The organism is Leisingera sp. M527 (genome assembly GCF_025141525.1).
Classification (GTDB): domain Bacteria; phylum Pseudomonadota; class Alphaproteobacteria; order Rhodobacterales; family Rhodobacteraceae; genus Leisingera.
Genome location: NZ_CP081037.1, coordinates 3129120 through 3149605, shown reverse-complemented (window position 1 = coordinate 3149605; position 20486 = coordinate 3129120). Strand labels below are relative to the sequence as shown.

At 60.3% G+C, this 20486-nt stretch carries 19 protein-coding genes; 16 read left to right on the top strand and 3 right to left on the bottom strand.

Going from position 1 to position 20486, the window contains the following annotated elements; all coding sequences use genetic code 11:
• Positions 1 to 242: 242 nt before the first annotated feature.
• The gene (locus tag K3555_RS15645) at positions 243 to 2888 is read left to right on the top strand and encodes a methyl-accepting chemotaxis protein (RefSeq protein ID WP_260006149.1); all 2646 of its coding nucleotides are present in this window, start codon (positions 243 to 245) and stop codon (positions 2886 to 2888) included.
• 44 nt (positions 2889 to 2932) lie between these two features.
• Here K3555_RS15645 and K3555_RS15640 read toward each other — a convergent pair whose 3' ends face one another.
• The 3 genes from K3555_RS15640 to K3555_RS15630 all read right to left on the bottom strand — a co-directional run bounded on the left by K3555_RS15640 (position 2933) and on the right by K3555_RS15630 (position 4770).
• The gene (locus tag K3555_RS15640) at positions 2933 to 3421 is read right to left on the bottom strand and encodes a hypothetical protein (protein WP_260006148.1); all 489 of its coding nucleotides are present in this window, start codon (positions 3419 to 3421) and stop codon (positions 2933 to 2935) included.
• 49 nt (positions 3422 to 3470) lie between these two features.
• The gene (locus K3555_RS15635; RefSeq protein ID WP_260006147.1) at positions 3471 to 3869 is read right to left on the bottom strand and encodes a glycosyltransferase family 2 protein; all 399 of its coding nucleotides are present in this window, start codon (positions 3867 to 3869) and stop codon (positions 3471 to 3473) included.
• Positions 3870 to 4194: 325 nt separating this feature from the next.
• Complete coding sequence (locus tag K3555_RS15630; protein ID WP_260006146.1) at positions 4195 to 4770, bottom strand: GNAT family N-acetyltransferase; 576 nt, start codon at positions 4768 to 4770, stop codon at positions 4195 to 4197.
• 636 nt (positions 4771 to 5406) lie between these two features.
• Here K3555_RS15630 and K3555_RS15625 point away from each other — a divergent pair.
• The 15 genes from K3555_RS15625 (at position 5407) to K3555_RS15555 (ending at position 20447) form a co-directional block, all read left to right on the top strand.
• Complete coding sequence (locus K3555_RS15625) at positions 5407 to 5787, top strand: sugar 3,4-ketoisomerase (RefSeq protein ID WP_409201659.1); 381 nt, start codon at positions 5407 to 5409, stop codon at positions 5785 to 5787.
• Positions 5784 to 6881 (top strand): DegT/DnrJ/EryC1/StrS aminotransferase family protein, encoded by a 1098-nt coding sequence (locus K3555_RS15620; RefSeq protein ID WP_260006144.1) that lies wholly within the window; start codon positions 5784 to 5786, stop codon positions 6879 to 6881. The genes K3555_RS15625 and K3555_RS15620 overlap by 4 nt, the downstream gene beginning before the upstream one ends.
• Positions 6882 to 7113: 232 nt before the next feature.
• The gene (locus K3555_RS15615; protein WP_260006143.1) at positions 7114 to 8478 is read left to right on the top strand and encodes a PLP-dependent aminotransferase family protein; all 1365 of its coding nucleotides are present in this window, start codon (positions 7114 to 7116) and stop codon (positions 8476 to 8478) included.
• Positions 8479 to 8573: 95 nt separating this feature from the next.
• Complete coding sequence (gene dctP, locus K3555_RS15610) at positions 8574 to 9590, top strand: TRAP transporter substrate-binding protein DctP (protein ID WP_260006141.1); 1017 nt, start codon at positions 8574 to 8576, stop codon at positions 9588 to 9590.
• A gap of 69 nt (positions 9591 to 9659) precedes the next feature.
• A complete protein-coding gene (locus K3555_RS15605; RefSeq protein ID WP_259986833.1) occupies positions 9660 to 10226 on the top strand; it encodes a TRAP transporter small permease in 567 nt (188 codons plus the stop codon).
• 10 nt (positions 10227 to 10236) lie between these two features.
• Positions 10237 to 11523, top strand: coding sequence for a TRAP transporter large permease (locus tag K3555_RS15600; protein WP_259997481.1), 1287 nt, complete (start codon positions 10237 to 10239; stop codon positions 11521 to 11523).
• A gap of 12 nt (positions 11524 to 11535) precedes the next feature.
• Positions 11536 to 11973, top strand: a complete 438-nt coding sequence (locus K3555_RS15595; protein WP_260006139.1) for a universal stress protein — start codon at positions 11536 to 11538, stop codon at positions 11971 to 11973.
• Between the two features lie 11 nt (positions 11974 to 11984).
• Positions 11985 to 12749 carry an ectoine utilization protein EutA gene (gene eutA / locus K3555_RS15590; protein WP_260006137.1) on the top strand — a complete coding sequence of 255 codons (765 nt, stop codon included), beginning with the start codon at positions 11985 to 11987 and terminating at the stop codon, positions 12747 to 12749.
• An 18-nt stretch (positions 12750 to 12767) separates the two neighbouring features.
• Positions 12768 to 13775 (top strand): hydroxyectoine utilization dehydratase EutB, encoded by a 1008-nt coding sequence (gene eutB, locus K3555_RS15585; RefSeq protein WP_260006136.1) that lies wholly within the window; start codon positions 12768 to 12770, stop codon positions 13773 to 13775.
• A complete protein-coding gene (eutC, locus tag K3555_RS15580; RefSeq protein ID WP_260006135.1) occupies positions 13768 to 14760 on the top strand; it encodes an ectoine utilization protein EutC in 993 nt (330 codons plus the stop codon). The genes eutB and eutC overlap by 8 nt, the downstream gene beginning before the upstream one ends.
• Positions 14761 to 14779: 19 nt before the next feature.
• On the top strand, positions 14780 to 15967 hold the full coding sequence (doeA, locus tag K3555_RS15575; protein ID WP_260006134.1) for an ectoine hydrolase DoeA: 1188 nt from the start codon (positions 14780 to 14782) through the stop codon (positions 15965 to 15967).
• Positions 15968 to 15970: 3 nt separating this feature from the next.
• Positions 15971 to 16963, top strand: a complete 993-nt coding sequence (doeB, locus tag K3555_RS15570) for a N(2)-acetyl-L-2,4-diaminobutanoate deacetylase DoeB (RefSeq protein ID WP_260006133.1) — start codon at positions 15971 to 15973, stop codon at positions 16961 to 16963.
• Positions 16964 to 16975: 12 nt separating this feature from the next.
• A complete protein-coding gene (locus K3555_RS15565; RefSeq protein WP_259997492.1) occupies positions 16976 to 17455 on the top strand; it encodes an Lrp/AsnC family transcriptional regulator in 480 nt (159 codons plus the stop codon).
• 114 nt (positions 17456 to 17569) lie between these two features.
• The gene (locus K3555_RS15560) at positions 17570 to 19045 is read left to right on the top strand and encodes an NAD-dependent succinate-semialdehyde dehydrogenase (RefSeq protein ID WP_260006132.1); all 1476 of its coding nucleotides are present in this window, start codon (positions 17570 to 17572) and stop codon (positions 19043 to 19045) included.
• A gap of 28 nt (positions 19046 to 19073) precedes the next feature.
• Positions 19074 to 20447, top strand: coding sequence for an aspartate aminotransferase family protein (locus tag K3555_RS15555; RefSeq protein WP_260006131.1), 1374 nt, complete (start codon positions 19074 to 19076; stop codon positions 20445 to 20447).
• The last annotated feature ends 39 nt before the right edge of the window (positions 20448 to 20486 follow it).

Below are 20486 nucleotides of genomic sequence, written 5' to 3'. Positions count from 1 at the left end.
GGTAGTGTTGAAACGGCCTTTGCAGCGGGCTGCTTTCTCTGCCAGTCGATAAAATTCAACAGATTTCCCGATTGCCGCTCATATTTTTTTTACGTTCTTGCGTCCCTTTTGTTTGGGAGATGCGGGCAGCTGTGCGGCAGCGGCCCTGCGCCATTGAATGCCTGACCAGCCGATAACGGCGGTGGGGCCGGCTGCTTGTCCGGTCTTGGCACGGAATATGGGCGGATGCCTTGGGTGATACTATGACTGCAAAGAAAAAATTTCCCGCCAAGCGCGGTTTCCGTTTGTTTTCCAGCATTGGCGCAAAAATCACGCTGATCCTGATGGCGATGGGGGCTGCTATTGCTGTTGGCGGTGTCATGGTTACGCTGGTCTTTTCCCAGACCGGCCGCCAAATGGAGGTTTTGACGGAACAGAAGGTGCCCCGGCTGGAGCTGAGCGGCCGTCTTGTCAAGGCGGGAAGCCGGGCAAAGGATGCGATGATTGCGGTCTTGCAAGCTGGATCAGTTGACGAGCTGGTCCAGGCCGAGACTGAGGCGGTTGCAGCGATAGCACATCTTGAAAACAGCCTGGCTGAACTGCCTGCGGCAGAGCGGGCCATGTTCAGGCAGGAGGCTGACGCGGCCTCCGAAATGCTCAGCAATCTGATCGCGGCCCGCAAAGGCGCCTTTCGAAACCTGGCCTGGATCGACTCCCAGACCGGCAGCCTGCAGACACTTAGCCAAACGGTGCAAGCGAAGCTTGTGCAGGTCGCGTCCGAGGCCAGCGACAGTTTGATGGCAGGCGGCGAGGACACAATCGGCCAGGTTGATGAGGTGCTCAAAAATCTGGTTGAGCAACAGTTCGGCAGCTTGCAAACGCTGCTGGAAACCCGCGCTGATATCAGCATTTTGTCTGGTGCGGCTCTGGCTCTGGGCCATGTGCGCGACGTGCCCACCAAGCGGGCGCTCAAAAAAATGGCCAATGACGCTTTGAGCCGGCTGGAGCCGGTCATGGGGCGGCTTGAAGAGCTGGGCCTGGATGCCTTCAGGGCCAAGAAGGTCCGCGCGGGTGTGGAACTGTTCCGCTATACCCTCACCGCGAGCCGCAAGGAGCTGAAGGACAGCCGCAAAGAAGTTCTGAGCGCCCGCAATGCCAGCGTGCGCCCGCTGACCCAGGCGATGGAGCGTATGGTGTTCACCCTGTCTGTTGCGGCAACCCAGGCCAGTTCCGATAACCGGACGGCGATCCAGGGGCTGCTGGACAACCAGGTTGGCGTGCTGCAGCAGCTGCTGGAGATCAATGGCTGGATCAGCGCCTTCCAGGTGGCGGCGCTGGATGTGGCGGCCGCACATGATATTGATGCCGCAGATGCCGCTGCTGCCCCGCTTCAGGACGCTGCCAAGGCGCTGCAGGGTTATGCCGGTTTCAATAACGGGGTATTTGCGCAGGAGCTTAAGGATCTGGTGGGCCTGGCCGATCCGTCGGAGGGATTGCCGGTCTTCAAGGTGGCGTCGCTGGAGGCCACAGCTGCGGCTGCTGCGGCGTCGCAGGCAACTGTGGATGCGGTGCTGGAATTTGCACATCACGCAACCAGTCTGGGGGCCGAAAGCCGGCTGGAGATCGCGTCCATTGCGGGCGGTCTCGCGGCTGAGGTGAAGGCAGCGCAGCAACAGCTGCAAATCCTGGCGGCTGTGGCTGCCGGTGTCTTCCTGGCGTCTCTGGTTCTGACCCGGATCCTTATCCTGCGCCCTCTGGCTGATATCAGCGGCACTACCGAGCGGCTGGCTGCCGGCAATCTGCGCCCGGTAACAGGGTACGACCGGGCGAGTGATGAAATCTTCCGGATTGCCACGGCGCTTTCGGTGTTTCGCGACGGGCTGGTGGAGAAGGCAGAAGTCGAGGCCGCAGCGGATGCGGAACGTGACGCCCGCCTGGCAGAGCAGACGGCGGCAGTGACGGCCATTGGCGAGGGTTTGGAGCAACTGTCGCAGGGCGATCTTACAGCCCGGATCCACGGGGAAATGGGCGAGGGCTATACCAAGCTGCGGGATGATTTCAATGCGGCGCTGGAAAAACTGGAGGCCTCTGTCAGCAGCCTTAGCACCAGCGGCCAGTCGATTGCCGGCGGCAGCACCGAAATCTCCTCGGCGTCCCGCGATCTGTCCGAACGCTCGGAGCGTACTGCGCAGACGCTGGCAGGCACGGCTGCTGCCGTGAACCAGCTCTCGGTTTCCATTACCGGCACCGCCCAGGCCTCGGGAGAGGCGTCCGCTTCTGTTGAAGCGGCACGCGAGAATGCCAGTGCCAGTATTGAGGTGGTGAAGCGGACCTACGGCGCAATGGAAGCAATCAAGGAAAGTTCAGAAAAAATCTCACGGATCATCGGCATGATCGAAGCGATTGCCCAGCAGACCAACCTTCTGGCGCTGAATGCCGGGGTTGAGGCGGCACGTGCTGGCACTGTTGGCAAGGGCTTTGCGGTGGTGGCCTCGGAAGTGCGGACCTTGGCGCACCGGTCGAAAGAAGCTGCGACTGAAATTTCGGCTCTGGTGGATGAAGCCGGCCAGAATGTCGAACTTGGTGCGGATCTGGTTGAACAGACCCGCACGGCAATTGGTGAAATCTCCGCCTCTGTCGACAGCGCAGCAGATCTGATGAAAACTATTTCCCAGGCCTCTTCCGAGCAATCCGGCAGCCTGCAGGAGATCAATTCGGCAATGTCCAATCTTGACGATGCCACCACCCGCAATGCGGCCCTGTTCGAGGAGGTCACCTCCTCAAGCCTGGGTCTGTCCAAAGAAGCGCAGGCCATGGCCGGGGCCATCGGCGCCTTCAGGACAAATGCAGGTTCCGATGCGGTTTCAGGTAGTCTGGAACAGGAAGACCCCTGGAGGCTGCAAGCCTGACAATCTGCAGCCTGCTGGCTGGCCGGCGTTTTGGGTCTGCCCCGTTACCTGTTGCGCAGCCTGCGCATACCTTCGCTGGCGATGCCCTGCAGCTTTGCCCCCCAGCCATAGTGCCGGCTGGCCAGCACGGCGCCGATACCGTTATAGAAATCCAACCGGGCACGGATCTTGCCGGCGGCTTGTGTCATCTTCCTGACAACCGGCGAATTTTCCGCCAGGCCAAACGTTCTGGCATCCGCAAGGCGCTGTTCCAAGACGGCCAGTTGCCCTTTCAGCATCCTTGTCCGGCGCTCCTGATTGGTCAGAGTGCTGATCTTTTTGGTCAGCTGGGCTGAGATGCCGACGTCTTCTTTGTAGATCACCAGCTTCTCGGGAATGTAGTGCAGGCCGTCCTCCAGCAGAGCGCGGAAGCCGAGAATCAGATCCTCATAGGCGCTGTCCTCGGGGAGGCCGCCGTATTTTTGGTGCAGATCCTTGTGCCAGGCTGCTGTCGCGCCCAAGAACAGAGAGAAAGATGTTGCCGCATCGAGCATTGTGAAGCTCCTGTAGAACAGCGCGCGGCGGTAAGCGTCTTTGCCAGGGCTATTTGTCGGGTCCGACCGTTTCTGCATCGGAGTAGATGAGCTTGGCGCCGGTTTGCCGGTAGGAATCGATAACTTTTTGGGCCCGGCCCGGGGCGTTTCGATCATCTCCGGCCGCCCAGATCATCAGGTCTGAGGTCGCAAGGGATACGGAGCGTGCAATGTGGCGGTTGAGGCCAAGGTTGACTTCATTGCGCCGTGCTAAAACAGGATGCGGGCCACGGTAGTCCTTTATCACTTCCTGAATTTTTTCAAAGGTCCCGTCGGTCGAGGCGTCATCTGAAATGATAATCTCGATCGGCTCGCACTTCTGGTTCAGCAAGGACTGTACGGCCTCGGTGATCGTGTCCTCCTGGCAGTAAGACAACAGGATGAAGCTGGCGGCGGGTGTCTGTGTCATGTATCGTCCTTTTCTTTAGCCTGCGTCGCATTTCTCGTTTTGGGGGCTTAGGCGCAGGCCGGGGGGGCAGTGGACGTTTGTGTCAAGTGGGTTGGCCGTCGTTCTGATAATAAACGGTGATGCGGGTGGTGAACAACTCTTTCGGCCATGGCTGGCTCGCGTTCCAGGAGAACCACTTTCCGGCAGCCGAAATGCCAAAACCGGGTCAATTCCGTTTCGGAATACCCCTTTGCGGATGACACCCGATCAGACTGACAGCGGCTTTCAGCGTGTGCGGTGGGTGCCCGATACAGGGGTAGAATCAGCGCCAATGTCTAGGTGGGAATTAGCTGCAGAGCACGCGATGCGATTTGAGCTGGCCAGCGCTCTTTTCCCGGAAAGATGACCAAGCCGCCTTCGGGAAGATGAAAAGCCGGTCCAGGTCCGTTTCCCCGGCCTCGATCGCTCCAGAGCGCAGATGGAAATTTATAACCTTGCTATTGCCTTTTCTGACATCGAAATGGGCTTGTTCAAAGCCCAGGGTGTCGAAACCAATTTCATAGATCATCACCGCTGAAAATGTGACAAGGCCAGCTGGGCGTTCGGGTTTGACTATCCAGCTTCCCCAGGAAAATGAGCGCGGGTTGCTGCGGAAGTCATACATTCGTATGACGCCGAAATCCGTTTCATTGCTGGAGATTACAAAGTAGTATTCTTCGCTGTGTTTTTCTCTCTCCTTGTAGCGTTCAATCCACTTGGTCTGTTCAAGCACGTCATTTGGCGACGGGCTGAGATGCCGATTTAGGGCCGGGTCTGCGCGAAGCTGGCAGACAAAAGCGGCATCGTATGGTTCAACCAATCTCAGGTATGACTGAAAATTCGGGTCAAGCGCCGGGGATTTCAATAAACTACTTACCGACATCAGTGTGTCATCCTTCAAGGAGTTGGTCAGTTACTATGTGTTTGCATGTGTGTGTGGCAAGGTGGTTTCCATACTGACTTCGCGGATTGGATGGCAAAAAAGCACTTGGTGCACACTGGGTTTTAGTACAATCAATATTAAGCCGGTGTCTGCTGGCTGGCACAGTCAATGCTAAGATATTGACAACGTCATCGAGCAAGCCCGGGATACCGCGCAAGCCTCCCAATCGTCGCATGCAGGTGAGCCGACAGGCATCCCTTTCCCAAAACGCCCGGACTCGCTTCAGCCTGGAAACGAGAGGCCCAGCCCGCGTCTCTGCATCGGTTGCGGGGTATTCTATCTTCGCGCGTTTTTGCGCCTGCACAGTTAAGCCAAATACCTCCTTTGAATTCATCTGTATGACCTCAACCGCAAATTCAGTCGCTATCGACGGTAAAGTATTCATAGGCGATGTCGGCGAATTCACCCGCACCGATGATCAGTAGCTTTTTGCTCATGGGAGGGACGTTGTCCTTGATTGAGGCGGCCCTGGCGGCCGGCGCTGCTTGCTGGTCCGGTTCAGATGTGCATATACACAAGGGACATTCAAATGCGAAGGCGGTTTCCGTGCCTCTGACTGACTGCAAAATCATTGACTTGCCCAAGATAACAGACGTGCGGGGCAACCTGACCTTTGTTGAGGGCGGCAGCCATATCCCCTTTGATATCAAACGGGTATATTACTTGTATGACGTGCCGGGCGGGGCCGACCGCGGCGAGCACGCGCATAAGGCGCTGCATCAATTCATTATCTGCATGTCGGGCAGTTTCGATATCCTGCTGGACGACGGTTTTGAGACCAAGCGTTTCCATCTGAACCGCTCCTACTACGGGTTGTATGTCTGCCCGATGATGTGGCGCTACCTCGACAACTTCTCCTCCGGGGCGGTTTGCATGGTGCTGACTTCCGAGGTTTATGACGAAGCGGATTACATCCGCGACTATGATGAATTCAAAACCGCTGTAGGTGCAGCGTGAAGGTTCCTTTCCTCGATATTGCGGGCGCCCATGCCGAAATTCAGGGCCAGCTGGAGGCAGCTGTGCTGCGGGTTGCGCGGTCCGGGTACTTCATTCTGGGTCCTGAGGTTGAAGCATTTGAGGCCGGTTTTGCCCGTTACACCGGTGCGCCGCATTGCCTGGGCACTGGAAACGGCCTGGACGCGCTGATCCTTGCGCTGAAGGCAATGGGGATCGGCCCGGGCGATGAAGTGATCGTGCCCGCGAACACATATATTGCGACCTGGCTGGCAGTCAGCTTTTGCGGAGCAACCATCGTTCCGGTGGAACCGCTGGAAGCCACCCACAACATCGGCCCGGAGGCGGTGGCCGCTGCCATCACGTCCCGCACCAAGGCAATCATTCCGGTCCATCTTTATGGTCAGCCAGCCGACATGGATCCGCTGATTGAGCTGGCCGGACAGCACGGGCTGCACCTTCTGGAGGACGCCGCCCAGGCGCATGGCGCCAAATACAAAGGCAAGCGGATCGGCAGCTTCGGCGAGGCCGCTTGCTGGAGCTTTTACCCGGGTAAGAACCTGGGTGCGCTGGGGGATGGCGGCGGGTTTACCACCACCTCGCCGGAGCTGGCAGAGCGGGTGTCGATGCTGCGCAACTATGGCTCGGCGGTTAAATACGAGCATGAGCTGGCTGGCCAGAACAGCCGTCTGGATCCGATGCAGGCAGCGGCGCTGCAGGTGAAGCTGCAAGTGCTCGATGATTGGAACACCCGCCGCCAGGCCATTGCCGCCCGTTACCTGGACGCACTGTCAGTGGCCGGGCTGGTACTGCCTGCGGTGCCGGAATGGGCGGACCCGGTATGGCACCTCTTTGTGGTGCGCCATCCGGACAGGGATGCTTTCCGCACCCGGCTGGAGGCTGCGGGAGTCGGCACCGTCATCCACTACCCCAAACCGCCGCATCTGCAGAACGCCTATGCCGGGCTTGGCTATGGCAAGGGTGCTTTCCCTGTTTCTGAGACGTTGGCTGCGCAGGTGATCAGCCTGCCGATCGGGCCTGCTCAGACTGAAGCGCAGACCGAATATGTAATCGAGCAGGTGCTGAAACTGGCGTGACCGGCCCGCCCGGATTGTCTGATATCTCGCGCATTGGATCTGCTAGCGGGTTAGGATGGCGGACGGGAGAGCCGGCCATCGCATCAATTGGCAGCCGAAACTGACCATTGCAAAGCCAGCAGTTGGATCATTGTCTGCGTTTGGGAGACAGCTGTGTGGAAATTGTATTGCGAAATCGGGGTCATCACTTGTAAAATGTCGCATGACAATTTGGCATCCTGATCCCTCCGCCTTGACCTCCCCCCTGCATGCGAGCCTTGCGCTGGCCATTGCCAGGGCAATCTCAGACGGCAAGCTGCCGAAGGGGACGCAGCTGCCGACCCATCGCAAAATGGCCGATGATCTCGGTCTCAGCGTCCACACCGTCAGCAAGGCATATGAAAGTTTGCGGCGGCAAAGGCTGATTGATGGCCAGGTCGGCCGGGGCAGCTACGTTCTGGATCCTGACAAGTCCAACGATCAGCCGTTTCAGCTGAGCTCTGAACGCGGTGGCGGTTTCGACCTGTCGATTTCACGCCCGGCAATCTCGCAGCAGCATGCTGAGCGGTTCGAGCAAGCGCTGAGGGAGCTGCCGGAGGGGTTGGACCCGAGCTACTATCTGTCCTGCCGCCCGAATATCGGTCATGACGCCCACCGTGCCGCCGGATCGCAATGGCTGCGGCATTGCGGTTTGGAGGTGCCGCCGGAGCGGATCATTATGACCAATGGGGTCAGTCATGGCATGTCAGCGGCGCTGTCGGCGCTGACCCGGCCCGGCGACACGGTGGTGTCAGACAAGGTCACGCATCATTTGCTGGTTTCGGGGTGTTCTTATTTGGGTTTGAACCTTGCGGGGGTTGATGTGGATGCGGATGGTATCCTTCCGGACGCGCTTGAGCGATATTGCCAGGAAAGCAACCCTAAAGTTTTGTTTTTGCTTCCGTCCTTGGCCAACACGACAGCGTGTATGATGACTGAGGAACGCCGCCGCGCGCTGGTGGATGTCGCCCGCAAACACGATCTGCACATCATCGAAAACGATGCCTTTGGTCCGGTGGCCGAGGGGCGTCCGGTGGCGGTTACTGCTCTTGCGCCAGAGCGTTCAATCTATTTGACTACCTTTACCAAATGCACTGTGTCGGGGCTGCGCGCAGGTTACATGGCGGCGCCGGAGCATCTGCTGCCGGCATTGACCGGGCGGATTGTCGTGTTTGGTTGGATGGCGACGCCGCTGATGTGCGAACTGGCCACCCGCTGGGTGCAGGACGGCACCGCGTTGGAGCTGGCGCAGTGGCAGCGATCTGCGCTGGCCGAGCGCCATGGCATCGCCGCTGAGGTGCTGAAAGACTGGCACTGGCAGGGCCACCCCTCGGCATTGCATCTATGGCTGCCGCTGCCCAAGGGCTGGAGCACCAGCAGTTTCGTGTCTTACGCGCGTGAGTTGAAAGTCGCGGTGGCGCCGGATGCGCCGTTCTTGCCCCCCAAGACACCGCCGCAGAATGCTGTGCGCCTGTCGCTTGGCAGCATCCAGGATCTGGGGCGTTTCAGGCAAGCGTTGGAGTTGATCGCCGGAATGCTGGGCCGCCTGCCGGAGGGGGTTGCGCCTTTCACATACTGATTGTCCTGCAACAATAAAAAAATTGACATGCAGTACAATTCCTCTCAAACCTGTCGCAGCGGTGCGCAGGCACCCAAGAGACTTGGGAGGAAAACATGGCTCAAACTGTCAAAATCACCTTCGGTGCCCTTGCGGCAGCGGGGATTGCCCTGGCAGGCAGTGCCGCGCAGGCGGACACCTGGCGCTATGCCTTTGAAGAGGCAATGACCGATGTGCAGGGTGTTTATGCGCAGAAATTCAAGGCAGAGATCGAGGCGAACTCGGATCACGAGATCCAGCTGTTCCCCTATGGCACATTGGGTGAATCGGCCGACATCATGGAGCAGACCCAGGACGGCATCCTGCAGTTTGTGGACCAATCGCCGGGCTTTACCGGCTCGCTGATCCCGGAGGCGCAGGTGTTTTTTGTGCCCTACCTGCTGCCAACCGATCAGGATCACCTGGCGCGCTTTTACAAGGAAAGCAAGGCGATCAACGGCATGTTCAAGCCGCTTTATGCGGATCAGGGGCTGGAACTGTTGAACATGTTCCCCGAGGGCGAAGTGGCGATGACCACCAAGACTCCGGTGACCACCTGCGCCGATCTGGACGAAGTGAAGTTCCGGGTGATGACCAACCCGCTGCTGGTCGAAAGCTACAAGGCCTTTGGCGCCACCCCGACACCGCTGCCCTGGGGCGAGGTTTACGGCGGGCTGCAAACCAATGTGATCCAGGGGCAGGAGAACCCGACGTTCTTCCTCTATTCAACCAAGATCTATGAGGTCACAGATTACATCACCTACGCCGGCCACAACAATTTCACCACCGCGGTGATGGCCAACAAGGACTTTTACGACGGCCTCAGCGCCGAGGATCAGCAACTGGTGCAGAACGCGGCGCAGGCCGCCTATGACCACACCGTGGTTTATCAGCAGCAAGCGGCGGAAACCGAGCTGGCCAAGATCATGGAAGCCAAACCAGAGATGCAGGTGACGGTGCTAAGTGACGATCAGCGCAGCTGCTTCATGGCGGCGGCGGCTGAGGTCGAGGCCAAGTTCATTGAGATGACCGGTGATAGCGGTGCCGCGATCCTGGAACAGTTGAAGGCTGACCTGGCGGCCACTGCCAACTGACGCCTCTCCTGCAAACAGTGCTGAGCGGTTCCTGCCTGCTCAGCAGCTTCCGGGCCTGGGGAGGAAGGAATGCAACAGTCACACGAGTCAGCGCTGCCTGGGTTTCTGGGTGTGATCGACAGCGCCATCAGCCGCATTGAATCATTCCTGCTAGCGGCAGGGGTTCTGCTGATGGCCGCCAATACCGTGGCCAATGTTGTGGGGCGGTTCGTGCTGGGGAACTCCATCTTCTTTACCGAGGAGCTGAACCGGATCCTGATCATCCTGATCACCTTTGCCGGCATCAGCTATGCCGCGCGCAACGCCCGCCACATCCGCATGTCGGCGATTTATGACCTGCTGCCGCCGCATCTACGCAAGGTGATGATCGTGGTGATTTCCATAATCACCGCTGGTTTCATGTTCCTGCTGTGCTTTTACGCGGTGAAATACATCGGTTCGCAGGCCGCGCGCGGACGGGTGCTGCCCGCACTGCAGATCCCGGTCTGGGTCATCCTGGTCTGGGTGCCTGCCGGGTTCTTCATGACCGGCGCCCAATACCTGCTGACCGCCGTGCGTAATCTGACATCTCCCGGCATCTATCTCTCGACGCATGTGCAAGAGGGATACGAGGACGCAGAAGAAATCGAAATCTGAGGGCGAACCCGTGGCTGCAACAATATTTTTGACCATGATCACCCTGCTGCTGCTGGGCTTTCCGATGATGATCCCGCTGATTGCCGGCGCCTTTATCGGATTTCTGATGCTGTTCGGCGATCTGGCCCGGACCGAGACAATGGTACAGCAGATGATGGCAGGGATCCGGCCCGCCTCGCTGATTGCGGTGCCGATGTTCATCTTTGCAGCCGATATCATGACCCGCGGCCAGTCGGCCGGGCGGCTGATCAATGTGGTGATGGCCTATATCGGCCATATCCGCGGCGGGCTGGCGATTTCCACCGCAGCCGCCTGCACCATGTTCGGGGCGGTGTCCGGATCGACCCAAGCCACCGTTGTGGCGATCGGTTCGCCGCTGCGCCCGCGGATGCTGCAGGCGGGCTACAAGGACAGCTTTGTGCTGGCGCTGATCGTGAACGCCAGCGACATCGCCTTTCTGATCCCGCCCTCCATCGGCATGATCATCTACGGGGTGGTCTCCAGCACCTCGATTGCCGAGCTGTTCATTGCGGGCATTGGTCCCGGCCTGCTGATCCTGCTGCTGTTTTCCACCTACGCCTATATCTACGCCGTGCGTAACAACGTGCCGACCGAGCCCAAGGCCACCTGGCGCCAGCGGCTGCAGACCATGCGTGCCGCACTTTGGCCGATGGGGTTTCCGGTGATCATCATCGGCGGCATCTACGGCGGCGTCTTCAGCCCGACCGAGGCCGCAGCGGCCTGCGTTCTCTATGCGCTGATCCTGGAGGTCGCCGTGTTCCGCTCAATGGCGCTGGCGGATGTCTATGAAACCGCAAAATCCACCGGGCTGGTCACCGCCATCGTGTTCATTCTGGTGGGGGCAGGGGCTGCGTTTTCCTGGGTAATCTCATTCGCTCAGGTGCCGCAGCAGATCCTTGGCGCCATAGGGATTGCCGAGATGGGCGCTATAGGGGTGCTGTTCGTGATCTCCATCGCGTTTTTCATCGGTTGTATGTTTGTCGATCCCATCGTGGTGATCCTGGTGCTGGTGCCGGTTTTTGCGCCAGTGGTGAAGTCGGTGGGGCTGGACCCGGTTCTGGTTGGCACAATCATCACCCTGCAGGTGGCTATCGGATCGGCCACACCGCCGTTCGGCTGCGATATCTTCACTGCCATTGCCGTGTTCAAACGCCCCTATGCCGAGGTGGTGCGCGGCACGCCGCCCTTCATCCTGATGCTGCTGGGGGTGTCGGTGGCGCTGATCTTCTTCCCGCAGATTGCGTTGTTTCTGCGCGACCTGGCCTTTGCAAAATAACGAGGCGCTGAGATGTTCACATCCATTCTGGTGCCCTTCGACGGCTCCCAAGGCGCCGAGGCCGCGCTGGCCAAGGCGGCGGAGCTGGCGCAGCTGTGCAGGGCTGGGCTGACCTTGCTGACGGTCTACCGCCACCATTCGCTGCTGGAGGCCTCGATGCATATGGTGCGTCCGGATCAGCCGGAGGACTTGGACGAGATCATGCGCAGCCACGCCAAGCAGGTGGCCGAGCGCGGCAAGGCGCTGGCGGCGGCGGGCGGCGTTCAAAGCCCCCGCGCCTTTGTCAAAGCCGGCCCGGTGGCGCGCACCATCACGGGGTTTGCCAGGGAGCACGGGCATGACCTGATCGTGATCGGCAGCCGCGGCCTTGGCTCGCTGGAAGGGGTGCTGCTGGGCAGTGTCTCTCACAAGGTGACGAGCCTGGCCGAAACCCCGGTTCTTGTTGTTTAGGAAAACTGAAAATGGCTCTTGATATCCATTCCACGCCGTCGCGGGTTCCTGCCATGCTGGACGACCGTCCGGTCAAAAAGCGGATCGCGCTGGTGGCGCTGGCGACCGACCACACGTCTGAGCGCGACTTTGCCCGGATCTGCAACCCGGACCGGGTCGGCGTCTACACAAACCGCATCGCGTTTGAGAATCCGACCACTAGGGAAACTCTTCTGCAGACCGGCCCGCGGCTGACCGAAGCCGCGGCGCAAATCCTGCCAGAGGAAGAGGTGGACGTGGTGGCCTATGGCTGCACCGCGGCCTCTATCGTCTTGGGCAATGACGCAGTCACCCGCTATCTGAACGCCGCCAAGCCGAAGACGCCGTGCGTCACCCCAAGCTCTGCCGCCTTTGATGCGTTTGAGGCGCTGGGTGCCAATCGGGTTTCGCTGCTCACCCCCTACAGCCCCGAGGTGACGGATGAAATGGCGCAGTATTTTGCGGCGCATGGCCCAGCGGTGGTCAGTGCTGCCTGCTTTGGCCTGACAGATGACCGCCAGATGGCGCGGATTTCCGAGAATAGCATCATCGAGGCCGGGATCGCCGCCTGTGATGAGGGCGCGGATGCGCTGTTTCTGTCCTGCACTGCGCTGCGGGCGGCACCTTGCGTGCAGCGGATCGAGGACCGGCTGGGCAAGCCGGTTGTCAGCTCAAACCAGGCGATGGTCTGGCGCTGCCTGCGCCTGGCCGGGATCGCGGATCCGGTGCCGGGCTACGGCAGGCTATTTGAACTCTAACAAGGCTAAACAGGTCCAATGACTGACAACATCACCCTTCAGGACAGCTATCAGGCCCGGGCGCGGATTGCCGGGCGTATCCGGCAGACGGCACTGGTATCTTCGCCCTCTCTCAGCGCGCGTTGCGGCGGAGAGGTTTCGTTGAAGCTGGAAAGCACCCAGATCACTGGCAGTTTCAAACTGCGCGGTGCCACCAACGCGGTTTTGTCGCTGACCGATGAACAGCGCATGGCGGGTGTGGTTGGCGTGTCCACTGGCAACCACGGGCGCGGGCTGGCCTACGCCGCAGCGCAGGCCGGAGTGCGCTGCATCATCTGCATGTCGGAGCTGGTGCCGCAAAACAAGGTCGAGGGCATAAAATCCCACGGCGCCGAAGTGCGCATTGCGGGCCGCTCGCAGGACGATGCCCAGGTTGAGGTCGACAGGCTGGTGGCGGACGGCATGACCATGCTGCCGCCCTTTGACCACCGCGACATCATCGCGGGCCAAAGTACGGTAGCGCTGGAAATGCTGGAACAGATGCCGGATCTGAACACCGTGCTGGTGCCGCTGTCCGGCGGCGGGCTGATTTCCGGCGTGGCGATGGTGATGAAGGCAGTGAACCCGGAAATCCGCGTGATTGGCGTGTCGATGGAACGTGGCGCGGCAATGTATGAATGCCTGCAGGCCGGTAAACCGGTCCTGGTTGAGGAAAAAGCCACGCTTGCGGATTCTCTGGGCGGCGGCATTGGGCTGAATAATGCCTATACCTTTGAAATGACAAGGGCTTTTGTCGATGATGTGGTGCTGGTGTCCGAGACGGAAATCGCCGCCGCCATCCGTCATGCCTATTTCGAAGAACGCCAGGTGATCGAAGGCTCCGGCAGCGTCGGTATCGCTGCCCTGCTGGCGGGCAAGATCGAAAATCCCGGCCGCTGCGTCTCATTGGTCAGTGGTCAGAACATCGACATGACCCTGCACAAACGCATCATCAACGGAGAAGATGTCAATGTGGAAGCCGAAACCAAGGGGGGCGCAGATGCCTGACATCAAGATCCTGACTGAGACGGAGCTGCGCGATCTGGTGCCGCTGGATAAGGACGCGGTGGATTGTGTCGAGCGGGGCTTTACCACGCTGGCCGGGGGCAAGGTGGTGATGCCGCCGATCATGACGCTGCCTGTGCCGGATCAAAACGGCGAAGTCTGTGTCAAAACGGCCTATGTGCCGGGGATCGGCAGTTTCGCCATGAAGATGAGCCCGGGATTTTTCGACAACCCTAAACTCGGCCTGCCGAGCACAACCGGGCTGATGGTGGTGTTTTCCAGCAAGACCGGCATGCTTGAGACGCTGCTGCTGGACAATGGCTACCTCACCGATGTGCGCACCGCCGCTGCGGGTGCTGTCGCCGCGCGCCATCTGGCGCGTGCGGACGCGGCGCGTGTCTGCATCATCGGCGCCGGCGTGCAGGCGAAGATGCAGTTGAAGGCTATGACCCTGGTGCGCGAAATCAAAAGCGCCGTGATCTGGGCACGGGATATTGCCAAGGCTGAGGCCGCTGCTGCCAGCCTGCGCGAAGAGCTTGGGTTTGATATCACAGCCGGCACGGACGCCGCGCAGGCGGTCTCCTCGGCTGATATCGTCGTCACAACAACACCTGCAGCTAAGCCAGTGATCAAGGCGGAGTGGCTGCGGCCGGGCCAATTGGTCATCGCCATGGGGTCGGATCAGGAGCACAAGTGTGAATTGGACCCCGCTTGCCTGCCCAAGGCAGACGTGTACGTGCCTGACAGCCAGGCGCAGTGTGCCGTCAAGGGCGAGCTGCGCAGTGCCATCAAGGCGGGGCTGATCACAAATGACCGCAGTTTCACCGAACTGGGAGATGTCACCTCAGGCAAGGCCGCCGGACGCCAGGCGGACAGTGATCTGATCATTGCAGACCTGACCGGCACCGGCGTTCAGGACACCGCCATCGCAACTCTTGCAGGCAACCGCGCAGATGCGGCGGGTGCCGGCTCCACTTTCACCAGCTGATCAACCAGGAACCACGCATATGGCAGACCCCAAGCTGTATTTCTCCCGCTCTGAATACCAGGCGCGTATCGACAAAACCCGGTCCGGGATGGCCCGCCGCGGCATCGACCTTCTGATCGTCACCGATCCCTCGAACATGAACTGGCTGACCGGCTATGACGGCTGGTCCTTCTATGTCCATCAATGCGTTGTGCTGGGCCTTGAGGGTGAGCCGCTCTGGTACGGCCGCGGCCAGGATGCCAATGGCGCCTTGCGCACCTGCTTCATGGAACCCGCCAGTATCATTGGCTATCCGGACCATTACGTGCAATCGACTGACCGCCACCCGATGGATTACCTGTCGGCGCAGCTGGCGGACCGCGGGCTGGACGGCGGCACTATCGGCGTTGAAATGGACAACTACTATTTTACCGCAGCTGCCTATGCCTCGCTGCAGGCGCACCTGCCGAATGCCCGTTTTGCCAACACCAACGCGCTGGTCAACTGGCAGCGGGCGGTGAAATCCGAGGCTGAACTCACCTATATGCGCCAGGCCGGCAAGATCGTTGAGCGCATGCATCAGCGGATCTTTGAGCGTGTCGAGCCAGGGATGCGCAAATGCGATCTGGTGGCAGATATCTATGACGCCGCCCTTCGTTATGACGAGGGTCTGGGCTTTGGCGGCGACTATCCCGCCATTGTGCCGCTGTTGCCGTCAGGACCGGATGCAGCCGCGCCGCATCTGACCTGGGACGACCTGCCGATGAAATCCGGCGAGGGTACTTTCTTTGAGATCGCAGGCGTTGTGCACCGCTACCACTGCCCGTTGTCGCGCACGGTGTTCCTAGGCAAGCCGACACAGACCTTTCTTGATGCGGAAAAGGCAGTGCTGGAAGGCATGGAAGCGGGTCTGGAAATGGCAAAAACCGGCAACACATGCGAAGATATTGCCAAGGCGTTCTTCAAGGTACTGAAGAAATACGGCATCGAAAAAGACAACCGTACCGGCTACCCGATCGGCGTCAGCTACCCGCCGGACTGGGGCGAGCGCACCATGTCGCTGCGTCCGGGCGACACCACCGTTCTGGAAGAAAATATGACCTTCCACTTCATGACCGGCCTCTGGATGGAGGACTGGGGTTTTGAGATCACTGAAAGCATCCGCATCGGGAGAAATGGGCCGGAGTGCCTGTCGGATGTGCCGCGCAAAATGTTCGTGAAGGACTGATCTATGAAGCCAAATCCGATTTCCCCCACCATCCCGCTGGACCGGAACGGGGTGCACCACGGTTTCCTGAAACTGCCCTACAGCCGGGATGACTCGGCCTGGGGGTCAGTGATGATCCCGTTGACGGTGATCAAGAACGGCGACGGCCCGACTGCGCTGCTGACCGGCGCCAACCACGGCGACGAATACGAAGGCCCGATTGCCCTGCATGAGCTGGCTGCCACCACGGCGGCAGAGGATGTGACCGGGCGGCTGATCATTGTGCCGGCCTTCAACTATCCGGCATTCCGGGCCGGCACCCGCACCTCGCCCATCGACAAGGGCAATATGAACCGGTCGTTCCCGGGCCGCCCCGATGGCACCGTAACCGAGAAGATCGCCGATTATTTCCAGCGCACGCTTTTACCGATGGCGGATCTGGCGGTGGACTTCCACTCCGGCGGCAAGACGCTGGATTTCGTGCCTTTTGCCGCGGCGCACATCCTGGAGGACAAGGCTGCGCAGGAGGCCTGCTTTGCCGCCATGAAGGCGTTCAACGCGCCTTATTCGGTGGAGCTTTTGGAGATCGACAGCGGCGGTATGTATGACACCGCGGTCGAGGAAATGGGTAAGGTTCTGGTCACCACGGAACTGGGCGGCGGCGGGTCGTCCTCCGCGCGCAGCAATGCCATTGCCAAGAAGGGGCTGCGCAATGTGCTGATCCACTTCGGCATCCTGCAGGGTGAGATGCAGCTGGATGAGACCGTGAACCTGACGATGCCGGATGACGATTGCTTCCTGTTCAGCGAGAGCGACGGTCTTTATGAGATGATGGCCGATCTGGGCGAAACGGTTGCCAAGGGTGATCTCGTGGCCCGTGTGTGGCCGCTCGACCGCACCGGGCAGCAGCCGGTAGAATACCGCGCCCGCCGCGCAGGGCTGGTGATCAGCCGCCATTTCCCCGGCCTGATCAAATCCGGTGACTGCGTGGCAGTTGTCGGCGTGGCCGGCGCCTGATAGGGCAAGCCTATGCAACTGGACCAGCGCGATCTCGACATTCTGCGCGTGCTCTCAACCGAGGGCCGCATCACCAAGGCCGCGCTGGCCGACCGGATCGGCCTGTCGCCGACCCCCTGCTGGGACCGGCTGAAAAAGCTGGAACAGGCCGGTCTGATCGAGGGCTACGGCGCCCGCATCAACCTCAAGAAACTGGCGCCGCATCTGACTGTGTTTGTCGCCGCTGAGATTGCTGACCACACCGCTGCCAGTTTCCGCGCGTTTGAAACGGCGATGCAGCGCTATGACGAGGTCACCGCCTGCTGGGCGCTGGCAGGCGGCTTTGACTATCTGCTGCAAATAGTTACCCGAGACATCGATGCTTACCAGCGGCTGATCGATGAGATGCTGGACGCCCGTATCGGCCTTAGCCGCTATTTCACCTATGTTGTGACCAAGCCGGTCAAAGGGGCCGGGGCGCCGCCTCTGGATATACTGCTGGGGCAGGGGTGAACCCCGCACGAAAGCACCAGCCTGGCAGCTGTTTCCTCTGCAAGCCCGGCAAACTTCAGCCACTTCCTCTGCCGTGAACAAGCACACTCCTCTGCAAGACATGAGGAGGACATCATGACAGAGACCGCGCTCTCAGCCCGTGCCGAGATTGCCGACAAGGCCCTGGTGCGCTCATTTTCCTATATCGGCGGCAAATGGTGCGCCGCTGTCAATGGCGAAACCTTCCCGGTTTGCGATCCGGCGGACGGCACCGAACTGGGCCATGTGGCCAGCCTGTCAGCAGAGGAATCTTCTGCCGCCGTGGACGCGGCTCAGGCCGCATTCGCCGCCTGGGCAGGTCTCTTGCCGCAGCAGCGCGCCGCCATCCTGCGGCGCTGGTATGAGTTGCAGCTGGAACACAAGGAAGACCTTGCCCGCATCATGGTGCTGGAACAAGGCAAGCCCCTCTCCGAGGCGCGCGGCGAGATAGACTATGGCGCTGCCTTTGTGGAATTCTACGCTGAAGAGGCCAAACGCCCCAACATCGAAGGCGTGACCAGTCATTTGCCCGACGCCGAAGTGGAATTGTGGCGTGAACCGGTGGGCGTGGCGGCGCTGATCACGCCCTGGAACTTCCCCTCTGCCATGCTGACCCGCAAAGCAGCGGCGGCGCTGGCGGCGGGCTGCACCGTGGTGGCGCATCCTTCGGCTGAGACCCCGTTCAGCGCGCTGGCGCTGGCGGAGCTGGCCGAGCGTGCTGGCGTCCCTGCAGGCGTGTTCAACGTGGTGACTGGCCATGCCCCCACCATCGTTGAACCCTGGACCCGCGACACAAGGGTGCGGGCGCTATCCTTCACCGGCTCCACCAAAATCGGCAAGCTTTTGTACCGCCAGTCGGCCGAAACTGTGAAGCGGCTGGTGATGGAGCTGGGCGGCCATGCGCCGGTGATCGTCTTCAAAGGCTGTAATCTGGACAAGGCGGTGGAGGAAGCGATCAAGGCGAAATTCGCCACCTCCGGCCAGGACTGCCTGGGCGCCAACCGGATCTTTGTCGAACGCCCGGTCTATGCGGAGTTCTGCGCTAAGTTCATTGAGGCTGCCAAGGCACTGAGCATCGGCAAGGGTATGGATGACTGCGATCTCGGGCCGCTGATGAACGAAAAGGCGATGCAAAAGCAGGAGCAGCATGTGGCGGATGCGCTGGCCAAGGGCGCAACACTGGCTTGCGGCGGCAAGCGCCACGCACTTGGGCCGTTGTTTTATGAACCCACCGTGCTGACCGATGTTCCCGCAGATGCGCTGATCATGTCCGAGGAAACCTTTGGCCCGGTCGCTCCCGTCACCCCTTTCGATACCGAGGAAGAGGTGGTGGCCCGGGCCAATGACAGCGAGTACGGGCTGGTGGCCTATCTCCACAGTCACGACCCGCGCCGGATCTACCGCCTCAGCCGGGCGCTGCAGTACGGCATGGTTGCTGTGAACCGCACCAAAGTCACCGGCGCGCCGATCCCCTTTGGCGGCACCAAGCAATCCGGCCTTGGCCGCGAAGGCGCCCGTCTTGGCATGGAAGAATTCACCGAAATCAAATACATATGCCGCGACTGGGCCTGAACCCCGCAGGCAAGAGAAAGGACGAACGATGCTGAAGAACGACCAACTCGACCAGTGGGACCGCGAGAATTTTTTCCACCCCTCGACCCATCTGGCCCAGCACGCCCGCGGGGAAAGCCCGAACCGGGTAATCAAGACCGCATCCGGTGTCTTCATCGAAGACCGCGACGGCAACAAACTGCTGGACGCCTTTGCCGGTCTCTACTGCGTGAACGTGGGCTATGGCCGCCAGGAAATCGCCGAAGCAATCGGGGACCAGGCCAAGGAGCTGGCCTATTACCATTCCTATGTTGGCCACGGTACCGAAGCCTCGATCACATTGTCCAAGATGATCCTGGACCGGGCGCCTGCGAACATGTCCAAGGTCTATTTCGGCCTCGGCGGTTCGGACGCCAATGAAACCAACGTCAAGCTGATCTGGTATTACAACAACATCCTGGGCCGCCCGGAGAAGAAAAAGATCATCTCCCGCTGGCGCGGCTATCACGGCTCGGGGCTGGTCACCGGCTCTTTGACCGGGCTGGAGCTGTTTCATAAGAAGTTCGACCTGCCAATCGAACAGGTGATCCACACCGAAGCGCCGTACTATTTCCGACGCAACAACCTGGACCAGACCGAAGAACAGTTCACCGCCCATTGCGCCGCCGAACTGGAGGCACTGATTGAGCGTGAGGGCGCAGATACTATTGCTGCCTTCATCGGTGAGCCGGTTCTGGGCACCGGCGGCATCGTACCGCCGCCCGCAGGCTACTGGGCCGCCATTCAGGCGGTGCTCAAGAAGCACGACATCCTGCTGGTTGCTGATGAGGTCGTCACCGGCTTTGGCCGTCTTGGCAGCATGTTCGGTTCGGACCATTACGGTATCGAGGCTGATATTATCACCATCGCCAAGGGCCTCACTTCGGCTTATGCGCCGCTGTCCGGCTCCATCATTTCGGACAAGGTCTGGAAGGTGCTGGAACAGGGCACCGATGAAAACGGCCCGATCGGCCACGGCTGGACCTATTCGGCGCACCCGATCGGTGCAGCAGCGGGTGTTGCCAACCTCAAGCTGATCGATGAACTGAACCTGGTGCAGAACGCAGGCGAGGCCGGCGCCTATCTGAACGCCACCATGGCAGAGGCACTGTCCGGTCACGCCAATGTGGGCGACGTGCGCGGCGAGGGGATGCTGTGTGCTGTGGAATTTGTGAAGGACAAGGACAGCCGCACGTTCTTTGATGCCGCAGACAAGATCGGACCGCAGATCTCGGCCAAACTGCTGGAACAGGACAAGGTCATCGCCCGCGCCATGCCGCAGGGGGATATTCTGGGCTTTGCGCCGCCGTTCTGTCTCAGCCGTGCGGAAGCTGATCAGGTGGTGGCAGCGGCGCTGCGGGCGGTACAAGCTGTATTGGGATGAAACTGCTTCCGAGCCTGCAGCAGCACAAGCACGATAAAT